A 13,362-nucleotide genomic window follows, 5' to 3' on the forward strand; every position below is an offset into this window, starting at 1 on the left:
CCCGCAGAAACGAGCAGGATGTGATGATGAAGCTCTTGGTCCATGCCCTCGGGGCCTGGTTCGCAGTCGAGGCGGCGTCTGGCCGCTACCCCCGCCCGGTCGCCGTGGGCCTGACCATGCTGGTCTCGCGGCTCGGCGCGCCAGCGACGGCTTTCGCCATGGTGGGCTATGGCCTGATGCGTCTCAAGGAGGCCGGTGCCTTCGAGCAGGCGCAGTCACGCCCGCGGCGTCGCCGAACCGGCCGCGCGGCCTGACACGGTGAATGCAAGACTGAGGCGGCCGGGCGGCCGCCTCAGCTGCGGCCGCCGCGTGCGACGCGCTCGATCTCGGTGCGGACCAACCGCTCGACCATGGTCGGCAGGTTGTCGTCGAGCCAGGTCTTGAGCATCGGCTTCAGCATGTCCTTGACCAGGTCCTCCAGCGTCCGCGCGTTGTTGCTCAGCACGGTGGAGGCCAGCTGACCGAAGGCATTGGTGACGACGGAGCTTGCCTGATCCGACAGCAGGCTCGCCATGTCCGGCATCGGCGCGAACGCGGCCTGAGGCTCGGGTTGAAACTGCGGCTGCGGCGCAGGCTGGATCGACACAGGCGGCGGCTCGACGGGAGCAACGAGCGGCTCCGGCGGCAGAGCCGCGACAGGCTCCTCGTCGACGAAGGCGATGTCGGAATCATCTGGGAATGCGGCCGGTGCGGGCGCAGGCGCCGCGACCAGCGCCGCCTCGGCCCCGAGGTCGAGCACGTCGTCGTCGATGGCCGCAACTGGCGCGGGCTCGGGCTCGGGAGCCGGCGCCGCGGCCTCCTCGGCCGGCTTCTCATCGTCCGAAATGATCCGGCGGATGGAGGCGAGGATCTCCTCCATCGACGGTTCGTTGGGCTTGGCTTGCGCGCTCATGATGAGTCTAACCGTTGGACAACGGGCGCGCCGATGGAATCAACGCCGCTCCAAGAGCGCAGTATTCCACGGCGCCGATGTCAGACAAGGCGCCAACCCGTTCTCCCACAGGAGAAATCCGCCCTGTTGCCCGATGGCATCGGGCGGAAAAGCGGCGTCGGCACTCTGGGAGGCTTCGATCGGCGGCAGCTAGCCAGTGCCGCAGTCGCGCCCTATCCGGGCGCGAAGACCTGATGCGGCGCTTGCTGCGCGAGCGCGATCAGCGACCGTCGGGCGTCTGCGTGCCCCAGAGCTTGCCCTGGACCTGCTCGTAATGCTCGCGGGCGTCGTAGATCTCGGCCTTGAGCTTGAGGGACTGGGCGGAAAGCTTGCCGACGGCGGACAGGACCGCATAGGACGCGACGACGCGGTCGCGCTGGGCCACCACGAGGCTCGAACGGGCGCTCACCAGTTCCTGCTGGGCGTTCAGCACGTCGAGCGTGGTGCGCTGGCCGACCTTGGCCTCCTCACGCACGCCGGAAAGCGCGGTGGACGCAGCCTCGACCTGCGCCTGGGCGGCGATGATCTGTGCCTTGGCCGCTTCGTGACCGCCCCAGGCGGACACGACGGCGGCGCGCACGGTGTCGCGCTGGGTATCGACCTCGATACGACGCTGGCCGGCGGTTTCCTTGGCCTGGCGCGTGCGGGCGTAGATCTGGCCACCCTCGTAGATCGGAATGGTCAGCGTGCCGACGATGCTGGCCGAGAAGCGGTTGTCGCCGGAGAACTGGGTGTCGTAGCGCTGCTGGACGACGCCACGCACGCCGACGACGGGATAGAGATCGGCCTCGGTGACCTTGACCTGAAGCTCGGCCGCATCGACGCCGTGAAGCGAGGCGATGATGGCCGGGTGGTTCGACAGGGCCTGGGTCAGCGCGGCCGGCAGCGACTTCGGCAGGAGCCCTTCGACAGGACGCCCCGGCGCGAGCGAGCGCGGCTCGGTGCCGACATTCTGCCGGAAGCGGGCGACCGAGGTCTTGAGGTTCGATTCGGCGAGAATCGCCTGCGAGCGGGCCGATGACAGGCGGGCTTCCGCCTGGGCGACGTCGGTACGCGTCACTTCGCCGACCTGGAACCGGTCACGCGTCTGGCGCAGTTGCTCCTCGAGCACCTCGACGTTGTTGCGGTTGAGGTTGAGGATCGCCGTGTCGCGCAGCACGTTCATATAGGAGGTCGCGGCGTCGAGCAGCACGTTCTGCTCGGTATTGCGCAGCGTGGCGCGGGCGCCGAGCACCTGCGATTCGGACTGGCTGACGGCGCTGCGGGTCTTCCCGGAATCGAAGATGTTCTGGTCGACCTGCACGCCAGCGCCGCGCGGCCCGAGGCGGGACACGTTGGTGGTGTGAACCGGCGAGCTGCTGGCGAAGGCCGGAATGCCTGACTGGGTGATGCTGGCGCCGATATCGGCCGAAGCCGTGATTCGCGGCCGGTAGCCTGCTTTTGCCTGCGGCACGTTCTCGTCGGTCGCGCGGACCGAGGCGCGCTGCGCATTGAGGGTCGGGTTCGCAGAATAGGCCCGCGCGAGCGCGGCATCCATGGTTTGTGCCGAAACCGGCCCCGCCCAGCCCCCGGCCAGCGCCAAAGCGAAGGCAGCAGAGAGAGCAAGTCCGGAAATCTTGTCGTAGCGTTTATGCACTGGACGCCTCATGTGCGCACTGAAAGTCGCGCCCAGGCATCGCCCCAGCCTCGGCAGAGTTACATTTCATACCCGCTCCGGCACCTCTCGCCAACGCATGGCGCGGTGCCGGAATGGTTTCGTTCGTGCAGTGCCGCAAAAATGCGACACCTGCGGTCATCAGAAAACGAAGGCCGCAGGACGGCGGAACTCCGAAAGCACCGGCGCTGCCGCATCGAAGACCGGCCGGCCGGAGACGACGTCGCTGGACTTCATATAGAGCATCACCCGCGCCGCCCGACCCAGGCCCTCGACCGCGATGAGCCGGCCTTCCGGCCGCAGCAGCGGGAAAAGCGATTCGGGCGCGATCTCGCAGGCGCCGCTGACGAGGATGGCATCGAAGCTGGCAGCCCCCGGCTGCGCGGCCGTGATCGTCACGCTGCTGGCACCGGCGCGACCAAGAGCCGATTCGGCCAGCGCACGCGCTGCATCATCAGGCTCCCAGAGCGTGGCCTTCGCTCCCATATCCGCCATCAGCGCGGCGCCATAGCCGGAACCGCCGGCATATTCGAGCACGGCCTCGCCCGGCTGCGGGTCCAAAAGCTGGATCATCCGCACGGCGACCATCGGGGTCATCAGCGCCCGGCCGGTGCCCGGCAGCGGGATCGACTGATCGAGATAGGCAAGATGCGAGAGATTTTCGGGGACGAAGGCCTCGCGCGGCACGGAATCGGCCGCGGCCAGGGCGGCCCGGCCGGTGATGTCATAGGTGCGCAGCTGGCAATCGACCATATTGCGGCGCAGCGAGGTAAAATCGTCCATGCCCGAACTCTCCGTCCACGACGCCGGTGCTGCAAGGGGCGGCCGACGCTCTGGAAGCCGCCACGAACCGGTGCAGCGATCGCGCCGTTCTTCGGCAGCTTTCTGTTCGACGCTCGCGCAAAAGGCAAGCGCCGCCTGACCGCAGGCATAAACCAGCGACGGTTAAGACGATCTGTCGATGTGAGGGAAAAGCTGGCTCCCGGAGCAGGATTCGAACCTGCGACCAATCGATTAACAGTCGATTGCTCTACCGCTGAGCTATCCGGGAACAACGTGGCGGCGTCTTAGCCGTGCGATCCGGATAGTGCAAGCCCCTTGCGAGCCGACCAAGCAGATTTGTCGTCTGGCCTGTGGAAGTTGCGATGCCGGGTTGCGGCGCGGCGCGGCTTGTGGTTAGTGCGCTCTCGCTGAAGCGGCTGCGGCTGTTTCCGCAGGAAGGCCTCGTGGCGGAGTGGTTACGCAGAGGACTGCAAATCCTTGCACCCCGGTTCGATTCCGGGCGAGGCCTCCAACAGAATTTTTAAGCGCTGATTTCCTTGCGCTTTTTCCCCGATTTGTCCCGACTTTCTGCCACCGCCTTTTCCGGCGGGACAATTTCGTTCGCGATTTCGCCCTTGCCGAGCGTGATTTTCGCGGCGCCTGAGCCCGCCAGGCGGCGGCGGTTCGCCTTCTTCGTGTAGATCGCCGCCTGCTTCGGCGACTCCCATCCGAAGGTCGCCATCAGCTCGTGCTCGGAGGCGCCGTTGTCAGCCGCGATCGTCGCGCCGGCCTTGCGCAGGCCATGGCTGGAGCAGTGATTCAGGCCGATCGCGTCGCACCATTTGCGCATACGCTGGCCGAGGCCCTTCACCGTGAACGGCTTGTCCCACTCGTTGATCAGGAAGTGCATGTGCCCCTTGCGGGAGATTCGCACGGCGTCGATCGCCGCCTGCAGCTCGGCCGCGACGGGCATGTCGACCTCGACCTTGTTCTTCGCCGCGCGAAAGCTCAGCCAGCCCTTGTGGATGTGCTGGCGCCCCATCACGGCGGCGTCGGACACGCGCACGCCGGTGTAGAGCATGATGCTCATGCAGAGATGCGCCATCGTGCCAAGCGGATAGGCCTCAAGGAATCGGGCGATCTCCGCTTCCGTCCATGTGTGATGGCCTTCGGACTTGTGCTTGACGCGAATGATTCCCGTCACCGGGTTCTTGCGCGCGTGCTTGTATTCCACCGCGAAGGCGAAGAGGTGGCTCATCGCCTTCAGGAAGGTGTTGGCGGCGGCCGGCGTCGCGGCGCGGCGGTCCCTGCCCGCTCGAATGACGTCCTCGGTGATATCAGCGATTCGCTCGTCGCCGGCGCTAGCCACGACATTCTTGAGGATGTTGCGGCGGGCGCCCTGCGTGGCCTGGGCAAGCCCTTTGAAGGCGGCGCTGCGCTCGTACTCGTCTACGAGCCAACGCAGCGTGCCGCCCTCCTCCGATTTCGGCAGCGTGCCGTCCGGCCTGCGGGGAATCGGCTGGCGCTTCCGGCCGGCCTGATACGCTTCCATGAAAATGTCGTCGCCGGGGCGGCCCGGAAGCCGGACCTTCTTCTCGCCCGGCAGGCGCAGGTAATAGCGCGTCACGCCCTCGGAAATGTCAGTCGTGACGTATTTCAGCCGGACGGTGGTCATGCCCTCCATTAGAGCACGATCTGCTTGCGACCTGGCAGGGGTGTCGATTCGATAAATCCGTCGTCGATATCACCGCCGTCGAGCGCGTCGAATGCCGAATCGAGCCGGCGGATATCCCAGACCCGGCGGCGATCAATCTGCTTCGGCTGCGGCATGCGGCCATCCGCGACCATCTCCAGAAACTTGGTGATCGAGACGCCGATATAGTCGGCCGATTCGGCGCAGGAGAGCCCCCGCCGCGGCGCCGGCCGGCGCGCTGCATCATCGAGGACAAGGGCGGTTGCTGCGCGGGTCATGGCGCCCTGCCCTTCTCGTCGATGTTCCGGCGCTCGACAGTGAAGGTGTAGGCCGCGACCCAGGGGTTGGCCTCCCAAGATCCAGCGCCGTTGATCTGCTCCCAGAGTTCGGCCCACGCATCGAAGCCTCTCTGCACCGGCTTGAAGTCGTAAATCGAGCGCGCCAGCCCTTCGGCGCAGATGTCTCCCAGCGTGATCTCCTGAAGCCGCTGCACGCGGACATCGCTGACGGTCAGCGTCAGGCGGGAGAATTTGCGGGGCAGGTGGATCGACGAGCGCCATCGATTGCCGAACTTGCCGAGGCCCCATTCTCCTAGACCGTCACGGCGCGAGCAGTCGAGCACTTTGCCGTGGCGGTTGAAGAGCGGTTTGCCGTCACCATCCCATTGCCATGCGCCGCACTCACCGTCCGCGCGGTAGGCCACTAGCCATTCGTGCTGGTCGGAACGCGCCCACGCCTCGCGAACCCACAACCGGTCGCCTGGCGCGAACTTGACCTTGAACGACGGATAGCCGCAGCGGTCGTCGACTTGCCACCACATCCACTCCGTCGACATGCCGCGCGGATTGGCCGCCGTCTTCGGCTGAGCGCAATAGGAATCGAGATACGGCGCGGGGTGTCGCGGCGTGTTGTTCGGATGGCAATTCGCCGCCGGCTGCGGCGGGACGTCCTTCACTATCCGCCGCGTCTGAGTCTTCCGGCCGTCGAGCAAGGCGCGGACCATCGGCGCGCTGAACAGGATCGGGCGGTCAGCCATGGCCGGGCACCTTCCCGGTCTCGATCATCACAGGCGGATGCTGCGTACCTAGCACGCGCAGGATGATCGGCGCGCCCTGGACGATGGCGGCGATCTCGGCCGGGCTCGGAAGCCATGCGGTTTCCATCGTCGGCGTATCCGGCCCGCCCACAGTGCAGTTGATCACGACATCGCGCAGCGGCAGCCCCAGATAGCCCTGGCTCTTGCCGAGGATGCGGGTGTGGCCTTCGATCATACCGATCTGCATCAGGCCCTCCCCGCGGCGACGTCTTCGCCGAAGTTCTTCAGCTCCTCCTGCAGCGCATCCATCAGCGCCATGTCTTGATCGGTGACGTCGTTGCCGCCCTCGACATTGCGCAGCAGTGTCTCGGCGAACGCCTTGGCGCCGGCCATGAAGAAGCGGCGCAGATCCTTGAGCTGCTGCGGGTGCCCGGCGATGGCTCGCGGTTCGAAGCAGTATGCCAGGAGCTGCTGAAACTCCTTCTCCAGCAGCTTGGGGCGATCGGTCATGTCAGCCTCCGGACAGGACGCCGGGATAGGCCGACTGGATCGCCTCGCGGAGGTCGATCACGGACGCATCATCCGGGCAGTTTTCGAGGAAGCGCAGGGCGAAGCGCGCGGTCATGTGCTCGTCGTGCAGCGTGGGATGCTGGCGGGCGCCGTCGAAGCGCTGGCCCGCCTCGCCGTTCCCGGCGAGCGCGCCGATGATGTCGTGCGCATCGATGTCGGAATCGAAGCTGAAGCGGTTAGCCATCGGCCTTCGCCTCCACATGGAAATCCGGCCCTTTGACGTGGCCGATGATGATGGGCGGCAGCTCGGCGCCGCGGCGCAGCGCGGGCCAGTTCGGCCCCTGATCGCGTTCGAAGCCAAGGCCGTGCCAGACGCCTTCCTTCGTGCTCCAGCGCAGCAGCCACATTGCGCCGGTCGCGTCATAGCCAAGGAACTGGCCGGGGCTCTTCGCCTCCGGCAAGCCGGGCGTCATCTCGATGCGGATCGGCGAGCTCATTGCTTGCGACCTCCCACGACGACGGTCTGGGCAAAGCCGCCGATACGAGCCTGTGCGATGGCCTGCGGGAGCGCAGCGTCGAACTCACGGCGCATCGCCTTGCGGTGGCGCGGCTCGGCCACGCTGGCGAGCATGCTGCCGACGACGCCTGCCAGTCCGCCGGCGAGAGCGTTGAGGATGGGCGGATTGCCAGCGGCGCGAAGCTCCGCGCCCGTGCGATCAATCGTCGCCTGGATTGCCTCGGCGAATAGCTGGGCCTGCCGCCGCTCTTCGGCCTTCCATGCGTCGCTCATGGGGTTTCACCCACGGCCTGCATATAGAGGTCGAGGATCGCGTCGTTCTCGCGGCGCTCGTCGAGGTCGATCTTCCGCAGGCGAACGACCTGGCGAAGGATCTTGGTGTTGTAGCCGTTGCCCTGGGCCTCGGCGTAGACCTCTTTGATATCGTCCGCGATCGTCTTCTTTTCCTCCTCCAAGCGCTCGATGCGCTCGACGATGGATTTCAGCTGATCGCCCTGGACCGGATCGTCCATGTCGCCTCCGGGATTGCTGGGGTAGGACATCAGGCGTCCTCGCCTTGTGCAGCCTCGGACCGGCCGGGCCAGATCCGCGCGGCCACGATCGGATGCGTCTCGCGCAACCAATCCCGTTCGCCCGGCTCGATGTCGTCGTCGGCGAGGAAGTGCGTCTCGTCGTCGCTGCGAAGACCGCGCAGGCGAAAGTTCAGATCTTGGAATGCCCTCTCGCACTCGTGGTGCGTTCGCGAGGCATCGAACTGGCCATCGAAGATCTGCACCACCGATCGGTGACGCGTTCCAATGTTGATGCTCGCGCGGCAATGAGCGCAGCGGTGCTCTTTGCGAGCAACGACGTCTTTGTCGAGGAGGACGGCGTCGCTCATGTGCGATCACCTTCCGAAATCGCTGCGCCGATGCGCTCGGCGGCCTGGGTGGTGAAGGCGCGCAGATCCTGCCGGCAGCTCGCCAGCGTCGCGCGCTCGTTCTCGATGCGATGGGCTTTGGCCTCGATCGCCGCGACGCGGGCTGCAAGGCGGATGGCGGCGGCCTTCGTCTCACGAGCCTCCTCGTCGATCATGGCCAGTTGCTTCTTCAGCCGGGCTTCCTGCTCGGCGATCTCGTCGATCGCGACCTCCGTCTCGCGGATGATGCCCTCCGCCTGAACCGGCGGCGGGCGCCGATCGGCGAGCTTGCCGCCGATGCGGGCATAGAGCGCGATTCCGGCCTCGGTCAGCGACATGCAGGCGCGGCGGATGCCGTGATGGCCCTCGTATTCGCGCAAGATGGCGAGGCCCATCGCCTCAAGGGCGCGCACCGTTTTGTCGAGCACGCGCTCCTGCGGGAAGGCACGGCAGCGCCAGAGCCCGCCGGGCTCGCGATAGAGCGCGCCTGTGTGAAGGAAGCCGAGCGCGATGCGCATCGGCAGGGTGATGCGGCGCTCGGGCGGAGAAATCCGCGCCGGACGCGCCGCAGAGAGAGCCGGCGCGGCGCCGGTCACTGGCGCACCTTGCCGGCGTTGCGGGCGATGCGCTTCGCCGTCTCGAAATGCTCGGCGATCTCCTCCTTCGTGAAGTCGAGGAGGAGGTCTTCCTCGGTCACGCCGCCGGCCGAGGCGGCATGGCTGGAGAGGAAATCCGCCATGCGGGCCGGCACCGAGCGGAGCGCGGGGGCGGGACGGCGGGCGGCAACGGTCTGCGAGATCATGTCCGATCCTTTCAGGCTGGGGAGAGCACCGAGGACCAGATGAGGAGCGCGTACAGGAAGATCGCGAGCGCGCCGATCTCCGCCAGCGACGCAATGTTTCGCCGAACGATCAGCCTTGCGGCGTGATCGTTTGCGGTGGCTTCACGGCTGGGGAGGTAGCAGGCAGGACGAACGCACATGGCACGCCTCATCGGGTTTCGATGGGCGTCACACTTGCCATATGGCAAATCTCAGGTCAACGATAATTTGCCGTTTGGCAAATTCCTGTCCCTGTCAGGCAAATGAAACGGGCGACGATTAGAGCGCCGCCTTGACCTGCTGCCGGATTTTTCTGCGCGCATGATCCGTCAGGCGACGCACCTGACTGGCGCGAACTACAGAAAGAACATCGCTCACCCATACCACGCGCTGATCGCGCATCACCGGGGCATTGTGGCTTTCAAGGTTGTAAAGGCCACGCCGCGAACCTTCGATAACCCTCTTCAGATAGCGTTCGCCCTTGTCAGTGGCGACAGCGACCTCAAAGCCGATGACGCCCTTGATATCGTTGCCGTGGCGCGAGCAGATGATCACATCGCCATGATCGTAACGCGGCCACATGCTTTCGCCGTAGATTTCGAATGCAATGGCATCTTCGGGGAGACCCAGCGGCGCTTCGATCCGATAAAGCGGCTGAATGCCATCGAGCTGCTCCGATGAGGTATCGATCGATCCGCCAGCGCCAATGCGGCCAACCACATCGATCGGCGGCGCCTCCTCTTCCTCTCCTATAAGGATGGCCACGGGAACGCCTAAGCGCACGCTGACGCGAATGATCTCGTCCAGGCGAGGCTCTCGCTCGCCGCGCTCGATGCGCGAAATCTGCGAGACGGAGATCCCGACGGCGTCGGCAAGCTGCTCCTGACTCACCTGGGCAGCTTCACGATATTCTCTGATACGGGTCGTAGCCATTTGGCAAGGATCGGCGCCCATCCGGCGGCTATCCAGAGCCAATTGGCAAATCTGCTTGACCTGAGATTTGCCATATGGCAAGTCCGCAAACATGGACCTCGCATCCTATCTCGCAAAGCATGAGCTCAAGCCCGCGCAGTTTGCTGAGCGGGCCGGTGTGCCGGCTTCGACTGTGACGCGCATCCTGAGCGGTGCCCGGCGCCCTCGCCTCGATACGGCGGCAAAATTGGCTGCCGCCACCGATGGTCAGGTCTCGATCTCCGACTTTCTGCGCCCGGCGGAACCCGCCGCGCTCTGTTCCTAACGCCCGCATTCCCGGCGGGCGAGCGATATCGCCCGGCCCATTATCAGAGGCCCCGATGCGCACATCAGATGCGGATTTCTTTCGGCTCAAGGCCGCGATGACGGACCTGGTCCAGCGCTGCGGCGGGCAGAAGCGTGCTGCCGACCTCGTCGGCCTGGCGCAGTCCATGGTGTCCTACATCTGCACCCGCGAGAAACGGGCGATGTTCTCGCCGGCTGCCATCCTGCTGCTGGAGCGGGAATGCGGCGATCCGGTCGTGACGCGCGCCGCCGCCGAACTGCAGGGCTTCGATCTCGTCGGCGAAGGCGCGTCGACCTCGCGGCTGCCCCCGAACCCCTACGCCGCGATTGCCGATCTCAGCACCGAATATTCCGAGGTCGTGCAGGAGTTCGCGCTGCGCACCGCAGATGGCGATTTCAGCAACTCGGACGGCGCCGCGCTCGATCGCCGCCTCGCCGATATCGTCGAAAAGGTCGAGGCCTTCCGCCTGCTGATCGCCAAGCAGATGGCCGGGCGCGCGCCATGACCGGGCGCTTCCTTCACCTTCCCCAGCCGGCCGTTTCCGAGACCACGGCCGGTCACTTGCCGCCGGCGCATATCCCCCAGCCAGCGCCGGCGGCTCTTTCTTTTCCGGCGTCGCCGCATTGCGTGAACGCCGCCTTCCACATGTCGGATCGCTTCGGGCGCAAGCGTCGCTGCTCCGACTGCCCGCCGCCGCCGTGCCCCGATTGCCGCGGGCGCGGCTTCCGGATCGTGACCGATGACGGCACGCGCCCGAAGTGCATCACCTGTGAAGGTCTTGGCGACCTGGTCGGACGGCGCGCCCATGGTTGAGCGGATCGCCATCGCGAAGCTGCGGCGTGACGGCGGTACGCAGGCCCGCGCCATGCTCGATCCCTCGACTGTCGAGGACTACACGGAAGCGCGGCGGGGCGGTGCCAAATTCCCGCCGATCGGCGTCATCTATGACGGCACCGACTATTGGCCTTGGGACGGCTTCCATCGCATCGCCGGCTGTGAAGGCGCCGGCGATACCGAGATCGAAGCCGAGATCGAGCCGGGAACGCGGCGCGACGCCGTGCTGCGCGCTTGCGGCGCCAATGCCACTCACGGCCTGCGCCGGACGACTGCGGATAAGCGCCGGGCTGTCATCCTGCTGCTGCGCGACGCGGAATGGTGCAAGTGGAGCGACCGCGAGATCGCCCGCCATGCCCGCGTGTCCAACACTTTCGTTGGCAATCTGCGCGACGTCACTGTCAACGTTTACAGTGAGCGCAGCTTCACGACGAAGCACGGCACCGTGGCCACCATGGACACGGCGGCGATCGGCAAGCGCGCGGCCGATATGGCGACGCTGCGCTCGGTTCCGGTCGAGGCCTTGCATCAGCTCGTCAGCGAGCAGCACCGGGCGCGGCAGGAGACCAAAAAGGCGCGGCGCGAGGCGCGCGAGCAGCGGCTCGGCGAGCGCATCGCAAGCGGCAATTCCGCCTTGGTCGCGGCCGGCGCCGCCGGAAAACGCTACGGCGTGATCCTCGGCGATCCCGAATGGCCTTTCGAGGTCTGGTCGCCGCTGACCGGCATGGATCGCTCGCCGGACAATCACTATCCGACGTCGCCGATCGAGGTCATCGCCGCCCGACCGGTGCAGGAGATCACGGCGGAGGATTGCGCGCTGCTGCTCTGGACCACGGCGCCGCATCTCGAAAGCGGGCTGCTGGTGCTGAACCGCTGGGGCTTCCGCTACCGGACGCATTGGATCGGCCACAAGGACCGGCTCGGCACCGGTTATTGGAACCGCAACAAGCACGAGATCCTGCTGCTCGGCATTCGCGGCGACGTGCCGGCGCCAGCCATGGGGACGCAGTTCGAAAGCGTGCTGCCCTTCCCGGTGCGCGAGCACAGCCGCAAGCCCGACTTCGCGCACGAGATCGCCGAGCGCTACTGGCCGAGCCTGCCGAAGATCGAGCTCAACGCCCGCGAGGCCCGGCCCGGCTGGGACGTCTGGGGCGCCGAGGCGCCCGACCATTTTGTTGACGCCACCGAAATGGTCCGCGGCTCCTCGCCGTCGATCGTCATCGTCGACGAGTTCGCCGAACTGCCCGCCCTGCCCCTGCGCGGGAGGGCAGAGCAACCGCTCCCTTTTTCCGCTTCATCCCCTGGAGAGCCGACATGCAATTCGTGACGGTCGAGGGCCGATCCCTCAAGGCTGCCTTGCGCCCTCTGATCGACGTCGTTGAACGGCGATCGACGATCCCGATCCTCTCCTATGTCCGCCTGACGCTGGAGAGCCATGGCCTGCGTCTTTCCGCGACCGATCTCGATATCGAGGTCGAGACCCAGATCGACGTGATCGACGGCGACCGGGCTGGCGGCTGGAGCCTGTGCCTGCCGGCGCAGGCCTTGGCCAGCATCGCTCATGTCGCCGGCGCCATGCCGGTTCGCATCGTGCGAGGCAGCGGCGAGGAGGAGGCGAAGACGACGATCAGCCTCGGCGATGACGATGCCGTCTATACGCTCGACGCGCTGCCCGCGGCGGATTTCCCGAGCGACATAATCGTGCGCGGCGCGCTGCTGGAAACCTTCAGCAACGGCCAGCTGGCGGTGCAGCTCGACAAGGTGCGTGCGTTTATCTCGACGGAAGAGACGCGCTACTACCTGAATGGCGTGTGCTGGCATCGCGGGCCGCTCGGCTCCCGCTTCGTCGCGACGGACGGACATCGCCTCGCCTGCTGCCGCGTCAGCTCCGACCCGGTCGACGAGGTCGCGCGGATCATCCCGCGCAAGGCGATCAACCTGATCAGCAAGCACATGGCCGGGCTGGATGTGCGCGTCTATGACCGCGAGGGCGGCGGCCCGCTGAGCGGCCTCGCGTTCGTGGCCGACGGCCTCTCGATCCGCACCAAGCTGATCGACGGAACCTATCCCGAATTCGACAAGATCGTCGCGCCCTGCGTCGAAAAGGCCGGCGCCTTTGCCATCGCCCTGAAGCGGCCGGACGTCTCGGCGGCACTGGCGCGCCTGGGCGTGTTCGGCCGCGATATCGGCCGGGCCATCCGCTTCGACGAGCAGGACGGGCGGCTCGTCCTGGTGCGCAGCGGCGACGGGGACCGGGCGCGGGCGAAGACGGCCTCCGCGTGGCCCGCGGGACTGACGCCCTTCGGGCTCAATGCGGTCTATTTCGGCGACATGGTCTCCGGCTGCATGGGCGACGTCACGCTCGGCCTCTCGGCGCCCGGCGATCCGCTCCTGATCAAGGATTCCGATCCGGAGATGACCCGCATTCTCATGCCGATGCGGGTGTGAT

23 protein-coding genes and 2 tRNA genes are annotated in these 13,362 nt (G+C 66.5%); 7 read left to right on the plus strand and 18 right to left on the minus strand.

Features of this window, described 5'->3' with window-relative positions; genetic code table 11:
* The first annotated feature begins 23 nt into the window (after window positions 1–23).
* On the plus strand, window positions 24–254 hold the full coding sequence (locus AC3WMA_RS15785; protein WP_492286319.1) for a hypothetical protein: 231 nt from the start codon (window positions 24–26) through the stop codon (window positions 252–254).
* 38 nt (window positions 255–292) lie between these two features.
* On the opposite strand, the gene AC3WMA_RS15790 is transcribed toward AC3WMA_RS15785, so the two are convergent.
* The 4 genes from AC3WMA_RS15790 to AC3WMA_RS15805 form a co-directional block, all read right to left on the minus strand.
* Window positions 293–892, minus strand: a complete 600-nt coding sequence (locus tag AC3WMA_RS15790; protein ID WP_492286320.1) for a PopZ family protein — start codon at window positions 890–892, stop codon at window positions 293–295.
* Window positions 893–1,151: 259 nt separating this feature from the next.
* A complete protein-coding gene (locus AC3WMA_RS15795; protein ID WP_492286321.1) occupies window positions 1,152–2,567 on the minus strand; it encodes a TolC family outer membrane protein in 1,416 nt (471 codons plus the stop codon).
* A 159-nt stretch (window positions 2,568–2,726) separates the two neighbouring features.
* Window positions 2,727–3,368: a protein-L-isoaspartate O-methyltransferase family protein gene (locus tag AC3WMA_RS15800; protein ID WP_492286322.1), complete on the minus strand. Its 642-nt coding sequence runs from the start codon at window positions 3,366–3,368 to the stop codon at window positions 2,727–2,729.
* A 193-nt stretch (window positions 3,369–3,561) separates the two neighbouring features.
* Window positions 3,562–3,636, minus strand: a tRNA-Asn gene (locus AC3WMA_RS15805).
* Window positions 3,637–3,805: 169 nt separating this feature from the next.
* On the opposite strand from AC3WMA_RS15805, the gene AC3WMA_RS15810 reads away from it, so the two are divergent.
* Window positions 3,806–3,879: transfer RNA gene (locus tag AC3WMA_RS15810), tRNA-Cys, on the plus strand.
* Window positions 3,880–3,888: 9 nt separating this feature from the next.
* On the opposite strand, the gene AC3WMA_RS15815 is transcribed toward AC3WMA_RS15810, so the two are convergent.
* The 14 genes from AC3WMA_RS15815 to AC3WMA_RS15880 form a co-directional block, all read right to left on the minus strand.
* Window positions 3,889–5,022 carry a tyrosine-type recombinase/integrase gene (locus AC3WMA_RS15815; protein ID WP_492286323.1) on the minus strand — a complete coding sequence of 378 codons (1,134 nt, stop codon included), beginning with the start codon at window positions 5,020–5,022 and terminating at the stop codon, window positions 3,889–3,891.
* A gap of 8 nt (window positions 5,023–5,030) precedes the next feature.
* Entirely contained in the window at window positions 5,031–5,318 is a 288-nt protein-coding gene (locus AC3WMA_RS15820; RefSeq protein ID WP_492286324.1) for a hypothetical protein, read from the minus strand.
* Window positions 5,315–6,076: a hypothetical protein gene (locus AC3WMA_RS15825; RefSeq protein WP_492286325.1), complete on the minus strand. Its 762-nt coding sequence runs from the start codon at window positions 6,074–6,076 to the stop codon at window positions 5,315–5,317. The genes AC3WMA_RS15820 and AC3WMA_RS15825 overlap by 4 nt, the downstream gene beginning before the upstream one ends.
* Entirely contained in the window at window positions 6,069–6,323 is a 255-nt protein-coding gene (locus tag AC3WMA_RS15830; RefSeq protein WP_492286326.1) for a hypothetical protein, read from the minus strand. Before AC3WMA_RS15830 ends, AC3WMA_RS15825 begins: the two co-directional genes overlap by 8 nt.
* Window positions 6,323–6,586, minus strand: a complete 264-nt coding sequence (locus AC3WMA_RS15835) for a hypothetical protein (RefSeq protein WP_492286327.1) — start codon at window positions 6,584–6,586, stop codon at window positions 6,323–6,325. Before AC3WMA_RS15835 ends, AC3WMA_RS15830 begins: the two co-directional genes overlap by 1 nt.
* Before the next feature lies 1 nt (window position 6,587).
* Window positions 6,588–6,830 carry a hypothetical protein gene (locus AC3WMA_RS15840; protein ID WP_492286328.1) on the minus strand — a complete coding sequence of 81 codons (243 nt, stop codon included), beginning with the start codon at window positions 6,828–6,830 and terminating at the stop codon, window positions 6,588–6,590.
* On the minus strand, window positions 6,823–7,083 hold the full coding sequence (locus tag AC3WMA_RS15845) for a hypothetical protein (protein ID WP_492286329.1): 261 nt from the start codon (window positions 7,081–7,083) through the stop codon (window positions 6,823–6,825). Before AC3WMA_RS15845 ends, AC3WMA_RS15840 begins: the two co-directional genes overlap by 8 nt.
* Entirely contained in the window at window positions 7,080–7,376 is a 297-nt protein-coding gene (locus tag AC3WMA_RS15850; RefSeq protein WP_492286330.1) for a hypothetical protein, read from the minus strand. Before AC3WMA_RS15850 ends, AC3WMA_RS15845 begins: the two co-directional genes overlap by 4 nt.
* A complete protein-coding gene (locus AC3WMA_RS15855; protein WP_492286331.1) occupies window positions 7,373–7,615 on the minus strand; it encodes a DUF2312 domain-containing protein in 243 nt (80 codons plus the stop codon). The genes AC3WMA_RS15850 and AC3WMA_RS15855 overlap by 4 nt, the downstream gene beginning before the upstream one ends.
* A gap of 29 nt (window positions 7,616–7,644) precedes the next feature.
* Window positions 7,645–7,983, minus strand: a complete 339-nt coding sequence (locus AC3WMA_RS15860) for a hypothetical protein (RefSeq protein WP_492286332.1) — start codon at window positions 7,981–7,983, stop codon at window positions 7,645–7,647.
* On the minus strand, window positions 7,980–8,597 hold the full coding sequence (locus tag AC3WMA_RS15865) for a hypothetical protein (protein ID WP_492286333.1): 618 nt from the start codon (window positions 8,595–8,597) through the stop codon (window positions 7,980–7,982). The genes AC3WMA_RS15860 and AC3WMA_RS15865 overlap by 4 nt, the downstream gene beginning before the upstream one ends.
* Window positions 8,594–8,803 carry a hypothetical protein gene (locus AC3WMA_RS15870; RefSeq protein ID WP_492286334.1) on the minus strand — a complete coding sequence of 70 codons (210 nt, stop codon included), beginning with the start codon at window positions 8,801–8,803 and terminating at the stop codon, window positions 8,594–8,596. The genes AC3WMA_RS15865 and AC3WMA_RS15870 overlap by 4 nt, the downstream gene beginning before the upstream one ends.
* Window positions 8,804–8,814: 11 nt before the next feature.
* Window positions 8,815–8,982: a hypothetical protein gene (locus tag AC3WMA_RS15875; RefSeq protein ID WP_492286335.1), complete on the minus strand. Its 168-nt coding sequence runs from the start codon at window positions 8,980–8,982 to the stop codon at window positions 8,815–8,817.
* A gap of 118 nt (window positions 8,983–9,100) precedes the next feature.
* Window positions 9,101–9,847 (minus strand): XRE family transcriptional regulator, encoded by a 747-nt coding sequence (locus AC3WMA_RS15880; RefSeq protein WP_492286336.1) that lies wholly within the window; start codon window positions 9,845–9,847, stop codon window positions 9,101–9,103.
* Here AC3WMA_RS15880 and AC3WMA_RS15885 point away from each other — a divergent pair.
* The 5 genes from AC3WMA_RS15885 to AC3WMA_RS15905 are packed head-to-tail and all read left to right on the plus strand — an operon-like array spanning window position 9,846 to window position 13,361.
* The gene (locus tag AC3WMA_RS15885) at window positions 9,846–10,058 is read left to right on the plus strand and encodes a helix-turn-helix transcriptional regulator (protein ID WP_492286337.1); all 213 of its coding nucleotides are present in this window, start codon (window positions 9,846–9,848) and stop codon (window positions 10,056–10,058) included. The genes AC3WMA_RS15880 and AC3WMA_RS15885 overlap by 2 nt on opposite strands.
* A 55-nt stretch (window positions 10,059–10,113) precedes the next feature.
* Window positions 10,114–10,584, plus strand: coding sequence for a hypothetical protein (locus tag AC3WMA_RS15890; protein ID WP_492286338.1), 471 nt, complete (start codon window positions 10,114–10,116; stop codon window positions 10,582–10,584).
* Complete coding sequence (locus AC3WMA_RS15895; RefSeq protein WP_492286339.1) at window positions 10,581–10,892, plus strand: hypothetical protein; 312 nt, start codon at window positions 10,581–10,583, stop codon at window positions 10,890–10,892. Before AC3WMA_RS15890 ends, AC3WMA_RS15895 begins: the two co-directional genes overlap by 4 nt.
* On the plus strand, window positions 10,885–12,240 hold the full coding sequence (locus AC3WMA_RS15900; protein ID WP_492286340.1) for an MT-A70 family methyltransferase: 1,356 nt from the start codon (window positions 10,885–10,887) through the stop codon (window positions 12,238–12,240). The genes AC3WMA_RS15895 and AC3WMA_RS15900 overlap by 8 nt, the downstream gene beginning before the upstream one ends.
* Window positions 12,228–13,361 carry a DNA polymerase III subunit beta gene (locus AC3WMA_RS15905; protein WP_492286341.1) on the plus strand — a complete coding sequence of 378 codons (1,134 nt, stop codon included), beginning with the start codon at window positions 12,228–12,230 and terminating at the stop codon, window positions 13,359–13,361. The genes AC3WMA_RS15900 and AC3WMA_RS15905 overlap by 13 nt, the downstream gene beginning before the upstream one ends.
* Window position 13,362 lies beyond the last annotated feature (1 nt).

The organism is Allobosea sp. FW305-C-101, from assembly GCF_058783685.1.